The following is a 15,102-nucleotide window of genomic DNA, read 5'->3' as shown; positions in this document are numbered from 1 at the left end:
TAAGGATTTCAATGGAAACGCGCAGGCTAGTCCTCTTGATGATTTTCAGTTTGTCTCTCGTCATGCTGTGGGACAACTACCAGGCTTCGATTGGCAAGCCCACCCTGTTTGGTTTGAACACGGGCATACAAACTGCGGACAAAGAAAAAAGCAATCAGAATGGTGCCAATGGTCAGGCCAACGACTTGCCCCAAGCGCCAGCAGCTTCGTCAAATGATTTGCCTGCAGACCCCAGTTCCATCGCGACAACTGAAGAAAAACCCGTGGAAACGGCGAGAACCATTGTCGTAAAAACAGATGTGCTTGAATTGCAGTTCTCAACCCAGGGCGCGCAGTTGATCGGTTCAAAGCTGTTGAATCATCCCGCGGCAGAAAACCCGAAAGAGCCCGTTCAATTGTTTGAACAATCATCCCGACGCACCTACCTTGGCCAGGCTGGTCTGGTAGGCGTTCAAGACGCCCCCAACCACCGAACCTTGTTTGAACTGGTGCCGGGGCCCACAGATTTCGAAGCCGGCAAAGACATTCTGAAGCTGGTGTTCAAAGCCACCAGCGGTGGCATTGAAAGCCAGTACACCTACACCATTTACAAGAACCGGTATGACCTGGATTTGGTGATGCTGGCGCGCAATACCAACACAGAGGTGGTTACACCGAGCGCGTATGTTCAAATTACGCGCGATGGAAATTCTCTTGAAAGCGATTCTTCCTTATACGCCACGTTCACTGGCCCTGCGGTGTACACGCCAGAGAAAAAGTATCAGAAAATCAGTTTTGACGACATTGCAGACCGCAGTGCCGAGTTTGTGAAAACAGCCGATTCCGGCTGGCTGGCAATGATTCAACACTACTTTGTGTCGGCAATTATTGGTCAGGATGGCCCACGCGAAAACTACACCCGTCAGGTTGAAGCCAACCTGTACTCGGTTGGTTTGGTCAGCAGTTTGGGTGCAGTTGCGCCGGAACAGTCCGCCACTTATTCAGCCAAGTTGTACACAGGTCCGCAAGACCAACGTGTGCTCGAAGAATTGTCACCCGGCCTTGACCTGGTGGTCGACTACGGTTGGCTGACCGTGATTGCGCAGCCTATTTACTGGTTGCTGGAAAAAATCCACGGCTATATTGGCAATTGGGGTTGGGCAATTGTGGTGTTGACGATTCTGATCAAACTGGCGTTTTTCCCGCTGTCTGCCGCAAGCTACAAATCGATGGCGAAGATGCGCAAGGTTGGCCCGCGCATGCAAAAACTGAAAGAACAATATGGCGAAGACAAAATGGGCTTTCAGCGCGCCATGATGGAAATGTACAAACGCGAAAAGATCAACCCCTTGGGCGGTTGCATGCCCATTCTGGTTCAAATCCCGGTGTTTATTGCCTTGTACTGGGTGTTGTTGGCCAGTGTGGAAATGCGCAATGCGCCTTGGCTGGGCTGGGTGAGCGATCTGGCTGCACCAGACCCCTTCTACATTTTGCCTGTGATCATGGCGGTGACCATGTTCATCCAGACCAGATTGAACCCCACCCCACCGGATCCTGTTCAGGCCAAAATCATGATGATCATGCCCTTGGTATTCTCGGTCATGTTCATTTTCTTCCCGGCAGGCCTGGTACTGTACTGGGTGGTCAACAACATTTTGTCGATTGCCCAGCAGTGGGTAATTACGCGTCAAATTGAGTCTGCACCAGCCACAGCACGGTGACCCTATCGTGGCCATCGCCACCGCGCCTGGAAAGGGCGGGGTGGGGGTGGTGCGGTTTTCTTTTCCTTCCCCTGCACAATTTGAATCGTTTTGCCTGGGGTTTTGCGGCAAGTTGCCCAAACCCCGCCGGGCAACACTTTTGACACTGCGTGATGCCGAACAACATGCCATCGATGAAGGCATTGTGTTGCTGTTCAATGCGCCGGCCTCGTTCACAGGTGAATACGTTCTTGAATTTCAAGGCCATGGCGGGCAGGCCGTATTGCAGGCGGTGCTGGGTCAGGCGTTAATGGTTGGTCGGCAATTGAATATTCCATTGCGCCATGCGATGCCGGGCGAATTCACTCAACGTGCTTTTCTGAATGACAAGCTTGATTTGGCTCAGGCCGAAGCGGTGGCCGATTTGATTGACGCGGGTTCAGTGTCCACGGCCAAAGCGGCGGCGGCATCGCTCAGTGGCGTTTTTTCGAAACAGGTCAATGCGCTGGCGGATCGATTGGTGCACTTGCGTTTGTTGCTGGAGGCGACACTGGATTTCCCCGAAGAGGAAATCGAGTTTCTTGAAAAAGCCGATGCCAAAGGCCAACTTCGCCACATTTTGCAAACCCACCATGATTTGTTGCTTGCCGCGCAAGAGGGCGTGAAGTTTCGCGATGGGCTGCAAATTGTGCTGGTGGGCGAACCCAATGTGGGCAAATCAAGTTTGCTCAATGCGCTTGCCGGGCAAGACGTGGCCATTGTGTCGGCTGTTGCAGGCACCACGCGCGACCGCATCAAACAGGAATTGAATATTCGGGGCATCCCCCTGATGTTGGTCGACACCGCAGGCTTGCGGCACACCATCGATGAAGTGGAAATGATTGGCATTGAACGCACCCGCAAATCGGTTGAAGAAGCTGATTTGTTGCTGGTTTTGAAAGATGCAACAACCCCGGATGCGGACACCTTCGACACGCACCTTGAATTGCCCGCGAATTTGCCCAGCCTGATGGTGTACAACAAAGTGGATTTGTTGGCAGATCACTCAGTGCAGCAAGGCCAAGGAAGTGATGCAGTTCATGTGTCTGCGAAAAGCGGGTATGGACTTGAAGAGTTGAAAGATGCCATTCTGGCCAAAGTGGGAATCGCCCATACGCCTGATCATGGTTTCATGGCGCGTCAACGCCATGTGGATGCTTTGATAGTGTGCGGTCAACACTTGGCCATTGCACATGGGTTTGCGCAACAAGACGATCGAATTCTGGATTTGTTTGCCGAAGAGCTGCGCCTGGCACACGACGCATTGGGCGAGATCACCGGGCGCATGTTGCCAGATGATTTGCTGGGTTTGATTTTCAGCCGCTTTTGTATCGGAAAGTAAATCTGCCCCAGGCAGATTAGTCGCACAACACCAATAGCGTTTCGTCAAATACCATTTGCTCGAGCAAGCTGGATTCCTGTTCAAACACGGCGCTGAGAAACATCAGTTGTTCGCACAGCGATTGAATCGATTCATCGTGGCTTTGCGGGTCGATGTGAACAACCTTTTGGGTGTGTTCTACTTCCAGCACGTATTGTTCCATCAGGGTTTGCAGTGTCGGCTTGTTCAGGGCCCAGGTTTTCAATTGCAGTACCAGCGCAAACCGGGCCTGTGCAGAACGGGTTTTGCCCAGCTGGTCGCTGAAATGTTTCAAGCCATGCGCGACATTGTCCAGTTCCATGGTCACGCGCGATTCCGCCTGACGGAAATAAAGCGGTTCGTGCATGTTGGTGCGGTGTTCTTGAACCAGTGCGATGTTCATGATGCCTTGCTCCACAAAGGATTGATCTTGACTTCATCTTACGTGTCTCAGTTTTTTTTCCCATTCCGTCAATTGAGGATGCTTGTTTGTGATGCCCCCCCAAAATGCTGAACCCTTTGTATCAAAGGACAAAAAGCAGTCTTAATTCTTCCGGCGAATTCATGTACTCTTTGGGATGAAGAAGAGACTGAACGGTCCGATGGCTTGAATTGACCTGCTAACAATGAAAAATCAAAAAATACTGGTGCTGGAAGACCATCCTCTGATTTCGATGGTGATTGAGGACGTTTGTAAAGACATGGTGCCCCATGCACAGTTGACCGTGGTAACCAGCCTTTTGCAGGCGCGCGAACATGTATTTGAGCGCCCAGACCTGATCATTTTCGATTTGACGCTGACCGATTCCCGCGGCAAGGAAACCATTGACTGGCTTGATTCCATGTTTCCCAACGTGTGCGGTTTGATTTACACGGGTTTCGTGAGTGGGGACATTCAGGCCAGGGCGGTGCAGTCGGGTTACACGATAATTGACAAGGCCTGTAGCCAGTCGGTGTTGGCCAAAGAAATAGAAGCTGCACTGTTTCGTTCCGGCATTTTGAGCCGTTCTGCAGTGGAACCCGCTCCGGCCAATGAACATCAATCCAATATTGTGGCTTACCCAGGCGCTAAACCACTGACTTGGCGGCAGGTGGAAATTATGCGCATGACAGCTGAGGGTTTGTCGGCAAAAATGGTGGCTCAGCGGATCGGGTTAAGTCCCGAAACAGTTCGCGGGCACATTCGGGAAATTTTCAAACGTTTGGAAGTATCCAACAAGGCGCAGGCGGTCAATGTGTTTCTGAAAGCAGAGCGCAGCGTAAAAATGAAGCTCAATGATTAGGGTGGGGCACCCGCTTTAAATCAACACCCACGGTGAGGGTGCCAATCATCAGATCCCCGTCATAAACAGGCACACTGACTTTTGCAATCATGGCTTTGGTACTTTCGTCCCAGCGTGCACGCGAAATGTACGAATCCGGTTTTCTTGAGGGCACATTGCTGTCAAATACTTCCAGGAATTTTTCTTCATCCCCTTGCCAGTAATCAGTGGTGACTTTATTCATGGCCAGGGTTTCACCCTGATTGCCCGTCAGAATCACTTCCTTGAAGTAGATTTTCTTTTTCATTTCCATGGCCAGTAGAGCCGATGTTCTGGATTCCAGAATTTCTTGTGCTTCCGGTAGTTTGCCCAGTGTTTTGATCCAGCGTTTGTCCAGTTCAAGAATGGCGTCTTTGCTTAACTGTTTTGAATTGCCGGATTTCACGGTCTCCACGACATCTCTCAAGGCGGCAATGGCCTGTATTTCCTTGACCATGGCACCGGCGCAAAAAGCATGTGCCTTGCCACTGCCGGTAAGCAAGATGAGTAGCAACCACGGCCAGGTGGCCACAGTGATATGCCAATGTGATGGTTTTCCTGATTTCATGCGTTTGGCTTACTCTGCCAGTACCTTGATCAATCTCAATCTCGACTTGAGCTCGTCGTCCTGGAATTCCTGTCGTGTAACGTAACCAAGGGCATTTGGATTGCTGACCAGCATCTGAATCAGGTGTTTGCTGTCGCGGGCTACGGTGGGTGCTTTGCTGACACCGATGCACTCAAGCAAGCGCTGCACAGTCTTGAATTCCTCACTGGTAAAGCCGAGCGTGCTTAAAATAAAGTCACTTCGTTCGCGAAAGGTGTTGTCACGGTCAATGACGAGCACGCTGGAATTGCCAACCACCTGGCTTTGGCCTGTGTACAAGTCACGCAACTTGGTTTTTGATATTTCACCGAAAGGCAGCCTGCTTGAGCCAACTAGCACCACCTCGGCATGCGCAATACCGGGCATGGCCACCATGGCACACACGGCAAAGCCGAGCATGATTGCCTGAACGAAATGTTTCACGTCAAACCCTTGAAAATACTTTGACTACTTTGGGCAAGTTCTTGATACTAAAAATACTTAGAACTTTTTTTATTTTTGTTGTTTACAGCCGATCCAGTGTAAAACAAGCCGCAATTGAAAACAAACAATTCAACATTTGGAATCAGTTTTTCCCAAACCGGTTAATCAACACAAGTATTTTTTCAGCCTCGTCCACAATCTTTGGCCACACTTCTTTCATTTCTTTCAGTACAGCGGGGTAAGCCGACGGATTCTCCAGCGATTTGTCCATTCTCGAGAATTGTTGCTGCACGCTTTCTGTGCCCAACATACCCAGCACCCCAGCCAGAGAATGTATTTCCCGTTTCAGGGTTTGAATGTCCTCCTGTTTCACACAGTCTTCCAGGCGTTCAATCAAGTTTTCACTGGTTTGTAAAAATTTGCCCAGGTATTTGGCCATGCGTTCTGGCTCAAAGCTGTCCACTTTGAAGATGGATGTGTGTTTGGGTGCGATCATTTCCGGGCCGATGTGGTCCTGAAGTTCCAGTGGCCCGGTTCTCATTTCAAAGCCGGTCAGTACGCCTTCCTTGTTGCGCAAGCAACGTTTGATGGCGTCGAACAGGTTTTGTTCATGGAATGGTTTGGTCAATACATCGTTGATTCCGTGTTCTTCGCACCGTACGCGTGTTTGTTCGAATGCGTGGGCCGTCAGCGCCATGATCGGGGTGACACAATGCACGGCGTTTTCCCTCACCCAAGTGGCCAGTTGATACCCGTCCACAAAAGGCATTTCCAGATCCGAAATCATCAGGTCAAAGGGCTCGGGTGTGTTTTTGAGAATTTGAATGGCTTCGCGCCCGTCTTTGGCACAACGGATCTGGTAATTTTTTGGGCTCAGGAAGTCCAGCAGCAATTCCATGTTCAGGGGGTGATCTTCAACGATCAAGATATTGGCCGCCCGCGCAATGGTGTTCTTTTCAATTGGCTCAGCCTTAATCTTCTTTTTCCCGTTGGACTTGTGGTTGGGCGACACGTCGTTGTTGCTGATCTGCCGTTCTGCAAGTTTCATCAAATGAACAGGCAGGATAGGGGTGGTCAGCACCTTGTTGTTGGCATCCGCACCATGCACGCGTTGCAGTTCGCTGGCGTTGCGGTTTGATAGCCAAATCAGGTTTTCACGCTGGTCAAGCCGGTTGCTTTGCAACAACGACAGCAGTTCAGGCGATGTGGTGGCAATGTCGCTGTCGATGAAGACAATGTCCTTCGGTTCGAAAGGCCGATGGTCCATGACGAGTTCTTCGGGCGAAAGTGCGGCCAGAGGCACGTAGAACTGATCCAGAATGCTGGAAATCGAACGGTGCAGTTTCTGGTCCAGTGAACAAATGAATGCGCGTTTGATATCCGGGCTGTGCAGAAAACTGGGGTTGCGGGCTGGTGCCTCTGCTTCCTGGGTTTTCAGGTTCAATGTGAAGTAAAACACCGAGCCGCGCCCAGGGGTAGAGTGGGCGTGAATGTCGCCCTCCATCAAATGCACCAGTTCCTTGGCAATACTCAATCCCAGCCCGCTGCCGCCGAACATGCGTGTGGTGCTGGAATCGGCCTGAGTGAACTTGTCGAACACGCGTTGAAGCTGGTCTTTGCTCATTCCAATGCCAGAATCACTGACACTGAATTGCAGTGTTACCTGATCGTCGAGTTGCTTGAGTACTTTGACGGTCAGGTTGACATGACCTTCAGAGGTGAACTTGATGGCATTGCCGATCAGGTTTTTCAGAATTTGCCCAACCCGAAGCGAGTCGCCCACCAAGCGGTTCAGCGTGGATTGCAAGCCTTTGCCCTGCAGGGTATATAGCAGGCGGATGTTCTTGTCCAGTGCGGAATTGCCCAAGGTTCCAAACACTTCTTCCAGCACATCATCCAGCCTGAACGGGCGTTGTTCCAGTTTGAACATGTCCGATTCGATTTTGGACAAATCCAAAATGCTGTTGAGCAAGTGCAGCAGGTTGTCACCTGACAATTGAATCTTGCTCAGGTAGTCTTTTTGTTTTTCGTTGAGTTCTGTTTTCAGTGTCAATGCTGTCATGCCCAATATTGCATTCATGGGCGTGCGAATTTCGTGGCTCATGTTGGCAAGGAACGAACTCTTGATCCGGGACTCATTTTTGGCCCGTTCTTTTTCCACATTGGCTAGACTGACCTCTTCCAGCGCCTGTTTCACCCGTTCACTTTTTTCCAGGTCGCGCTGAAAGGAGCGGATCATTCTGTTGAATGCCCGAATGAGCAAGTTGATTTCGTGCGAACCAGTGCGGTTGTTCACGCGCACTGTGTAGTCGCCCTTCATGATTTCTTCGCTGGCGTTGTACAGCGAGTTGATCGGATCAATCACTTTCTTTTTGATTGACACCAAGCCCACGAACAAGCCCAGCAAGAACAACAGTGTGAACACCACGTCCAGATAAACGCTGTAGGTCAGTTCTTTGCGTGAGGCATCAATCAAGCCCAGGTAGCGGGTTTTTTCACGTGCAATAAAGCTGGATAGCTCGAACGACAGGGCGTTGGTCAGTTCAATGTGTTCACGGTCAAACAGCATGCCGAATGTGTCACGCACTTCCGGTGGAGAAAGGAATTTGTCGGCAGGTTTGTCGACAAAGCGCGTGATTCCGCTGGCAAACGCACTCAGTTCATTGCGTTCCAGCCGGTGCCGAAGGTCAAGAATACGTTCAATGGCGGGTTCGTTCTCGGAAATGAACCGAAGGGAATAAAGCCGCTCGCTAAGATTTTGACCAATACCCCAAGACACAGCGGAATCTTTTGTCTGGCCCGTGATCACATCGACCCAATAATCCACCTCAACCTCGGAGGTGTAAATGCGACTGCCGTTGTGCAGGCCGACAATGTCGAGATAGTGGTTGATGTATTCAGGATTGCGACTGGCTGCGTACAGCAGGACTAGCTTGCGCATGGCTTCGAATTCAGCCAGGGTTCGCGTCAGTATTGCTTCATCCGACGCCCAGGCACGGTAGTAGTCTTCCTGCACGGTTTGCTGATGAATCGATATGCTTTTCACCCCGATGCCGAACACGGAAAAAACCACGATCAGCAGGGCGAAAATTCGAATAAGCAGGGAAAGTTTCATGGCCAGGCCTTGTTCTTGGTGTAGTCCGGCCCGAACTCAGTTGCTTTGCGCTTCTTCAAGCAACCGTGATTGTCTTTCTGCCTTGGTGAAGATGGACACCGCATGGGCCCGATTCTGGGCACCCAGCCTGACAAGAACTTCACGCATGTGGGCGCGCACAGTCTCCGGGCTGAGATTCATGTCCCGGGCGGCCTCTTTGGCGGTCATGCCCACAGCAATGCGGCGCATGATTTCAACTTGTCTCCAGGTCAGGGGTTTTTTCGATCCGGGTGCAATGATGTTGGACTGAAATTCGTTCTTTGATTTCATTTTGTCCGCGTTCATGCCTTCCGGGTAGCTTACGCCCACGGCCATCAGTCCCTTCATGACGGCGTCCAGCAACTCATGGTAGTCGGCAGACTTTCGAACACAAGGGATTCCCATGTCTTGCAGTTCTTGCAAGATGCCATCGTGCGTGGTGCCGGTAAAGGCCAGTAACTGGGAAAACGGATAAAGGCTGCGCACGCGCTGGGCAGAGGCAATGCCTTCGCAGTCAGGCAGGTTCAGGTCGAATATCACCAAGCGCGGATTTTCATGCACGTGTTGTTCGCTGGCTTGAAGGCTGGGAACTTTTCGAACGTTCAGGTCTGGCGCGTGCTCGGTCAACATGTCTGCAAGCATCATGGACACCAGAGGGTGATCTTCGATTAAAAGTACAGCGTTGGGGCTCATGAGGCAACCCTCCAAATTTTATTTTGCCTGAAAAAAAACCGGAATCGGTGTTGTCGATTTCTTAAATTGATATTACGTGCTTACCCACTTGGTGGTGCCCCTTCATTTGGAGGATGGCTTCATTTGAAGCGTCTATTGCTTCAGATAATTTGGTCCCCCAAATAGGGGGGGGTCACTTTGTGTCTACAGTATGCCACGGGTCATCCACTAACCTAACATCATTAAGTATTAATGCCGATTGGCTAGGTGATTTTTGTGATTGAATCCGGATCAAAACTGTTGGAAGTGTGGGTTGCTGAGGATTCTCCTTTCTATCGCCTGGTGGTTGAAGAAGCGATTGAGGAGATCGCCAAGGTCACCTATTTCTCAATTTCACTGACCGTGTTTGAACGGTTCGCTGACATTCGCCAAGCCTTTGGCGAGGCAGAGCAGGGCCGCCGCGCATTGCCCGCCGCGGTGCTGTCTGATCTTCATTTCCCCGACAATGCACACGATGATTTGCAAGACATTCTGGCTTTCTACAGTCGTTATGTACATGTGGTGCCCGTGTCTTACATGTCGTGTAATCTGGAAAGCCTGGAGTTGGCCGAAAGCCTGACCGAACACCGTTCAGATGCGCTTCAAAAGGCCAGGTTTTTGCGCAAAGACACTTCCTCAACCATGAGCAATCTGGTCAAAACCATTCACTGCATGGTGTTTGCGCCACGCACCCAGAATCTGAGTTTGGGTGCCACCCTGGTTTGAGTCTGCCTAGTTGTCGAATACCCGGAATACGATGAGGAAGCACGGCGCGTTGCGTGCTGTGTCCAGAAACGGAGAAATCAGAATGTCACAAGTCACCTTGTGTTCAGGGTTGACTTCGTATTCGGTTTTTACTAGAACTTTCTGTCGGCTCAAAAACGCAACCAGCAGTTGCCGATAGTGGCGTGTGGGTATGCGGCCGTGAATCAAATGATACGGGTTGCGTCCCAGCCATTTGTCTCTGCCTTGCCCCACAAATGTCTCGAAGGCCGAGTTCACATAAAGCAAGCCAAATGGTTCTTTGGTTTTCCGGATGTCGTTGGTCACAATGATGATTTCGCGGATCTGTTCGATCGCGGAGTTCAGCATGTACAAATCGCTGCTCTGGTTTTTTCGTTTGGTTATGTCTTTGATCAGGATGGTGTAACCCGATCCTGATTTAAAAACACGAAGCGAAATCCAGCGTTTGATGAATCCCACAAATTGTTCAACAGATTTTGAAACCCCGACTTTGTTGACAGATTCAAGCAAGGCGGCGAACTGGACTTTGTCCAGGTCCGGGATCAATTCCTCCAGCGGCATGGCATGCACAAACAGCTCGCGGTCTTTCTGCAGCAATGTTTTGGCGTTGCGGTTGACGAAACTGACATTCAGGTTTGAGTCTATTTCAATGAGCCCGTCTGTCAGGTTGTCTACGATCAGGTTGTAGGTCAGCAGGTTCTTTTCCAGCGCCTGTTCAACCCGCTTGGTCTCCGAGATGTCGGCGATGGAACCGTACAAACCCATGGGCACACCATCGTCGCCAACGGATGGGCGAATCATGATGCGAAACCATTTCTTTTTCTCGTCCGTTTGTGACGCTTCAAACTCCAGGCTTGCCGGTTTCCGGTTGTTGATGCATTCGATGAACAACACGGCGATATTTCTACCCGAGAGTCTCGACAAAATGGAACTGAGGTGGAAGACCGAATGAAGGGAATCCTTGCTGATCCCCAGCACCTCGCGCAACATGTCTGTGGTTTTCAGTGAGCCACTTTCAAGATGGTAATACCAGCCACCCACCTTGCCCAGTGTGCCTGTCAGGTTCAGCAGACTTTCATCAAAAATGGATTTTTGCGCTGACGAGGACTTGTTGATCAGCGCGGTGAATACGGCATCCACCGAGGGTTTGTTAAATGCGGTAAACCGTTTTTTCGGGTTCAGCTCCATTCGCAGCCAAGTGCGGTCGTCATGAATATTCAGGCGAACCCATGCCTCGCTGGGCGAATTGTTTTTCAAGCATTGCGCCAGCGTTTTCCGGAATGTTTCCTGGTCTTCTTTGTAAAGCAAATCAACAAAATTTTCCTTTTGTCTGATTTTGGTGATGTCCTGTTCACTGGCACTTGCCAGCCCGGTGATAAAGCCTTGATGGTCCAGCGACAATTTTCCCCTCACCGTTTCGCGCAGAAACGACTTTGGAAAACGCTTCAAATCAACCTGGATTTCCATGCGTTGCGAATCGGTCTCGTCGACAGCGGGGTTTATTTCAATGGGCGCGGTACAAACTTCATTGATCTTCTTGACCAATCCAAACAGGCGCTGGTCATCCGGGTTGCCGTTGTCGTACACCTGTTCTTCAAAGCGGACAATGTCGCCACTGGGCAAGCGGACACGGTAAACAAATGGATTGCCTGTTCGTTCAAGCCGGGCTTTGCTTGCTGTGTCCCTGTCTTCAGCCACTGGCAAGTCGAAGAACCACTTTGCCTGAACAAGTCGGGTTTGTGACAGGCACAGCCATTTTTCCATGGACGGAGACAACTCAATTTGTTCATTCTGACTGGCACTTTTCCAACTGCCCAGGCCCTGGTGATTGGTGTGTAATTGTGGGGGTACTGAATTCACTTCGTTTGATTCATTGATTTTAATTGCGCGCTCAACAAGATTGTGTTCAACCAGTTTGCTCAAGGCCGATGCAATCGCGATTTCCGCTTTGCTCCATGACCGTGGTGCATTGTCTAGCACGCAAAAGGTGCCAACATTGTTGCCGTTAAGGGATTGAATTGGAACACCCAAATACGCCCGCACATGGGGATCGCCGATGACCAGTGAATTGGTTTTCAACTCGGGGTGCTCAAGGCAATTATTGATTACGTTGGGTGCGTTCTGTTTGATCGTTTGAGAGCAGATGGACAGGTCTCGGGGTATTTCTTTGATGTCGAATCCGCGTTTGGCCTTGAACCACTGCCTGGTAGAATCAACAAACGCAATGAAGCAAAAAGCGCTGTTGAATGCGGAAATACCCAGATCCACCAAGGCTTCAAAATATTCTTCATTGTTCGTGTCCAGAATATCGAGTTGATACAGCTCTGTCAGCCGTACCGCCTCGTTAATTTCTTTTGGACTGCTCATTTTGGAAGTGTCTCCGTCCTGCTTTTCTGTCTGTGCTCACTTTACACTTTGTCACCCGTATGAGGGACTACACATTTGAACTACCCACAAATAAATAGAGGAGTTTGGTGGGAATTTGTCTTAATTTGCATTTAGAAGCAGGCGTATCTGTTCCACGCGTTTGCGATTTGCGTCCAGATCGCTGTAACCCACCCGCGATCCGGAGCGTACATGCAGCAGGCCGCTGCCCTGATCCACACGAAACTCAACATCGTCCACAAAGCCGAACAGTTCACTGGTGAAGGTGCTCGCCATGTAATTGGCGTCGGCGTAGCTTACGTCGCCGCCCAAAAGCTCCACCACTTCCTTCACTTTCAGCAGCGGTTCTTCACCCATGGCTGGTGTGATGGTCATTGCGGCGATCGAATGATTGTCGGAAGGCGCGCTTTCGCTGCTTACGCAATTGGGTTTGCTGGGGCAACTTGAAAGTTGTCCGTTGGCAAGTCCCGGTGCGGAACCGGTCTCTGAATAAAGACCCATGGCGAAGAATGCAACAATCACCACTGTGATCAGGATAATCAAACCGAGCAATGCTCTTTTCACGGAAAAGTCCCCTTCTGTCATATACTAATTATTGAATTTTCACCAGTGTAGCGGTCAGCGAGATCCGATGTCCAAGTCTTTGCAGTTTAAGTTGTCCAATGAGGAAATTTCCCGCATCGTTGAGATGGCCTGGGAAGACAGAACGCCCTTCGAGGCGATCGAACTTCAGTTTGGTTTGAATGAATCCCAAACAATCGAACTGATGCGTGCCAATATGAAAGTCAGCAGCTTTCGGATGTGGCGCGAACGGGTAACCGGCCGCAAAACCAAGCACCTCAAGTTGCGCGGTTTCGTGCAATCCAGGGCATATGCACCCGCACACTACAAAATACGGCGCAGCTAGGCCGTTGAATTTGAGGGTGTTTCCATGACCAAAACGCTTCACACATCGGCATTGGCTTTCCGGGGTGGTCAGGAATGGCTGTTGTGGTTGGGGGGCGCAGCACAACACATGCCCGACCTGCATCGGGCACTGCAGTTTCTGGAATCCAGTTGCGAGCTGATGGATGTTGACGATGGGGGCGATGTGAAAACGCGCACCCGCCAGCTCAAACAATTAATCAATCGTTTTGTGGGTCAGGCCCGGTGCCCGTCTGCGCAGTCTTGTGAAAAAATTGCCATTCGAACGCAGGTTCTGGATGGCTGGTTGCAATCAGAATTACTGCGCACATCCGACCCTAACTTGCTGGTGGACCTGGGCGCACACGGTTTGCAGAAACTTCTGACGATTTGCGAGGGGGCAGACGACAAACACGGCCTGCTGCTCAAAGCGGTTCGCGAATTTACGCGAGACTGGTTAAGCATTGTGTCAAGCCGAGTTGAAAATTCGATTGAGCGGGCGCATTTGGTCTACCCCGTGGCCATGCTGGACCAGGCAGGTCTGGTGGATCCGTCCTGGTGGTGGAAGCAGATTGCCTTGTGCGACAGGCACACCGTGTTGGGCTTGGTCGAGCTTGAAATCAACGACATGAATGAGATGCAGCCGACCAGCAATGTGAGCTGGCGGTCGTTCGATAAAAGATGGCGCAGGCTTCGGTTGCGTGCGTTGCTGGAGCACCTCGGAGAAAAGCGCTTGTTGGCCGAGTTGTTGAGAAAATCGGCAGTCGACGACTTTGAGGCCGTGGCGGCTGTTCGAATGCTGCGTGATGCCGGGCGTTCACGCGATGCCATTGTGCAGGCGGAACAATGGATGCGTGCTTTACCGCGCAGCCCGGTTTTGGCCGATGTACTGTTTGATCTGTATGCCGAAGATGGCTGGGACGAAGAGGCACTTGCCTTGGCGGTGATTCACCACGGGTATGACCCCAACCCGGTGTGGATCGACAAGTTGGCGAGGCTGGGCACGCCGGCGGCGAAAACCCAAATCAAGGCATGGAAAAAACAGCACGCCGTTTAGCGCGGTGCCTGGTTGTTACAGCAAATCCATTTGCCCTTTCTGGGTTTTCAGCCGGAATGAATCGATGACGGTTTTGCCGTGCGGATTTGCAAAGTGCTTTAGTGCAATACCCGCCTGAATTTTGCCGGTTTGAACCACACGCAGGTACCAGCCGCAGTTGCCCTGTTGAATCATCTGTTTGGGTGCAGCACCGAACCCCATGCGGATGGCAAACTTGTGGCAGGGCTCACGTGGGTCTGTCACGCGCAAGCGAACCGCGCCCAATTCAAATTCATCACCGATTCGAACGTAGTTTTCGTTCAATCCTTCCACCACAAGGTTTTCGCCGAGGAACCCCCAGGGTAGGTCGGTGTCCAGGTTTTTTTCCGCACGCCGCGCCTTCCAGAAATCGTAGTGTTCGGCGGGCATCATGTACACCGCTTTGTCCATGCCGCCATGTACGGACAAATTGCATTGTTCATCGCCTTCAAGACCGAGTTTTTTGAGTTCAATCATTGAAGGGTTTTCTTCGGTGCTGACCGCTTGTTTTTTGATGCCGCTGGCCTCTGTTTTGATGGCGCCAGACGCAGTTCGATACACCAGCGGGGCAACCAGGCCCGTGCAAATTGCAATCAACTTCATGGGAATTCCGTAGTAATGCCGTGTTGCCACTTTACATGGCCTGTGCCGGAAAGCAAACACGGCATGCGATTAGGTGATTGAACTTATAGGAAAAACTTATTTCTGTTTGCTTACAACATGTTAAACTCGAGGGCTAAGT

The 15,102-nt window shown here is 50.9% G+C and carries 14 protein-coding genes; 6 read left to right on the top strand and 8 right to left on the bottom strand.

Annotation, left to right across the window (positions count from 1 at the left end; genetic code table 11):
• The first annotated feature begins 11 nt into the window (after positions 1-11).
• Both yidC and mnmE read left to right on the top strand, forming a co-directional pair.
• Positions 12-1,700, top strand: a complete 1,689-nt coding sequence (yidC, locus tag V7028_RS09090) for a membrane protein insertase YidC (protein WP_334119768.1) — start codon at positions 12-14, stop codon at positions 1,698-1,700.
• On the top strand, positions 1,672-3,060 hold the full coding sequence (gene mnmE, locus V7028_RS09085) for a tRNA uridine-5-carboxymethylaminomethyl(34) synthesis GTPase MnmE (RefSeq protein WP_334119767.1): 1,389 nt from the start codon (positions 1,672-1,674) through the stop codon (positions 3,058-3,060). Before yidC ends, mnmE begins: the two co-directional genes overlap by 29 nt.
• Before the next feature lie 16 nt (positions 3,061-3,076).
• Here mnmE and V7028_RS09080 read toward each other — a convergent pair whose 3' ends face one another.
• Positions 3,077-3,481: a hypothetical protein gene (locus V7028_RS09080; RefSeq protein WP_334119766.1), complete on the bottom strand. Its 405-nt coding sequence runs from the start codon at positions 3,479-3,481 to the stop codon at positions 3,077-3,079.
• Between the two features lie 223 nt (positions 3,482-3,704).
• Here V7028_RS09080 and V7028_RS09075 point away from each other — a divergent pair, with 223 nt between their 5' ends.
• Positions 3,705-4,361, top strand: a complete 657-nt coding sequence (locus tag V7028_RS09075; RefSeq protein ID WP_334119765.1) for a response regulator transcription factor — start codon at positions 3,705-3,707, stop codon at positions 4,359-4,361.
• On the opposite strand, the gene V7028_RS09070 is transcribed toward V7028_RS09075, so the two are convergent.
• The 4 genes from V7028_RS09070 to V7028_RS09055 all read right to left on the bottom strand — a co-directional run bounded on the left by V7028_RS09070 (position 4,351) and on the right by V7028_RS09055 (position 9,235).
• Positions 4,351-4,947: a hypothetical protein gene (locus V7028_RS09070; protein ID WP_334119764.1), complete on the bottom strand. Its 597-nt coding sequence runs from the start codon at positions 4,945-4,947 to the stop codon at positions 4,351-4,353. The genes V7028_RS09075 and V7028_RS09070 overlap by 11 nt on opposite strands.
• Before the next feature lie 9 nt (positions 4,948-4,956).
• On the bottom strand, positions 4,957-5,409 hold the full coding sequence (locus V7028_RS09065; RefSeq protein ID WP_334119763.1) for a hypothetical protein: 453 nt from the start codon (positions 5,407-5,409) through the stop codon (positions 4,957-4,959).
• Between the two features lie 142 nt (positions 5,410-5,551).
• Positions 5,552-8,524, bottom strand: coding sequence for a hybrid sensor histidine kinase/response regulator (locus V7028_RS09060; protein ID WP_334119762.1), 2,973 nt, complete (start codon positions 8,522-8,524; stop codon positions 5,552-5,554).
• Positions 8,525-8,560: 36 nt separating this feature from the next.
• Positions 8,561-9,235, bottom strand: a complete 675-nt coding sequence (locus V7028_RS09055) for a response regulator transcription factor (RefSeq protein WP_334119761.1) — start codon at positions 9,233-9,235, stop codon at positions 8,561-8,563.
• Positions 9,236-9,490: 255 nt separating this feature from the next.
• On the opposite strand from V7028_RS09055, the gene V7028_RS09050 reads away from it, so the two are divergent.
• On the top strand, positions 9,491-9,979 hold the full coding sequence (locus V7028_RS09050) for a hypothetical protein (RefSeq protein WP_334119760.1): 489 nt from the start codon (positions 9,491-9,493) through the stop codon (positions 9,977-9,979).
• A 6-nt stretch (positions 9,980-9,985) separates the two neighbouring features.
• On the opposite strand, the gene V7028_RS09045 is transcribed toward V7028_RS09050, so the two are convergent.
• Both V7028_RS09045 and V7028_RS09040 read right to left on the bottom strand, forming a co-directional pair.
• Positions 9,986-12,364 (bottom strand): PAS domain-containing protein, encoded by a 2,379-nt coding sequence (locus V7028_RS09045; RefSeq protein ID WP_334119759.1) that lies wholly within the window; start codon positions 12,362-12,364, stop codon positions 9,986-9,988.
• A 120-nt stretch (positions 12,365-12,484) separates the two neighbouring features.
• Positions 12,485-12,946: a DUF1499 domain-containing protein gene (locus tag V7028_RS09040; protein ID WP_334119758.1), complete on the bottom strand. Its 462-nt coding sequence runs from the start codon at positions 12,944-12,946 to the stop codon at positions 12,485-12,487.
• Positions 12,947-13,013: 67 nt separating this feature from the next.
• On the opposite strand from V7028_RS09040, the gene V7028_RS09035 reads away from it, so the two are divergent.
• On the top strand, positions 13,014-13,289 hold the full coding sequence (locus V7028_RS09035; RefSeq protein WP_334119757.1) for a TIGR03643 family protein: 276 nt from the start codon (positions 13,014-13,016) through the stop codon (positions 13,287-13,289).
• 24 nt (positions 13,290-13,313) lie between these two features.
• Positions 13,314-14,342 carry a hypothetical protein gene (locus V7028_RS09030; protein WP_334119756.1) on the top strand — a complete coding sequence of 343 codons (1,029 nt, stop codon included), beginning with the start codon at positions 13,314-13,316 and terminating at the stop codon, positions 14,340-14,342.
• Positions 14,343-14,357: 15 nt separating this feature from the next.
• Here V7028_RS09030 and V7028_RS09025 read toward each other — a convergent pair whose 3' ends face one another.
• Positions 14,358-14,963 (bottom strand): MOSC domain-containing protein, encoded by a 606-nt coding sequence (locus V7028_RS09025; protein ID WP_334119755.1) that lies wholly within the window; start codon positions 14,961-14,963, stop codon positions 14,358-14,360.
• Positions 14,964-15,102: the final 139 nt, after the last annotated feature.

The organism is Limnobacter sp., assembly GCF_036846585.1.
Lineage (GTDB): Bacteria > Pseudomonadota > Gammaproteobacteria > Burkholderiales > Burkholderiaceae_B > Limnobacter.
This window is presented reverse-complemented; position numbering and strand designations above follow the sequence as displayed.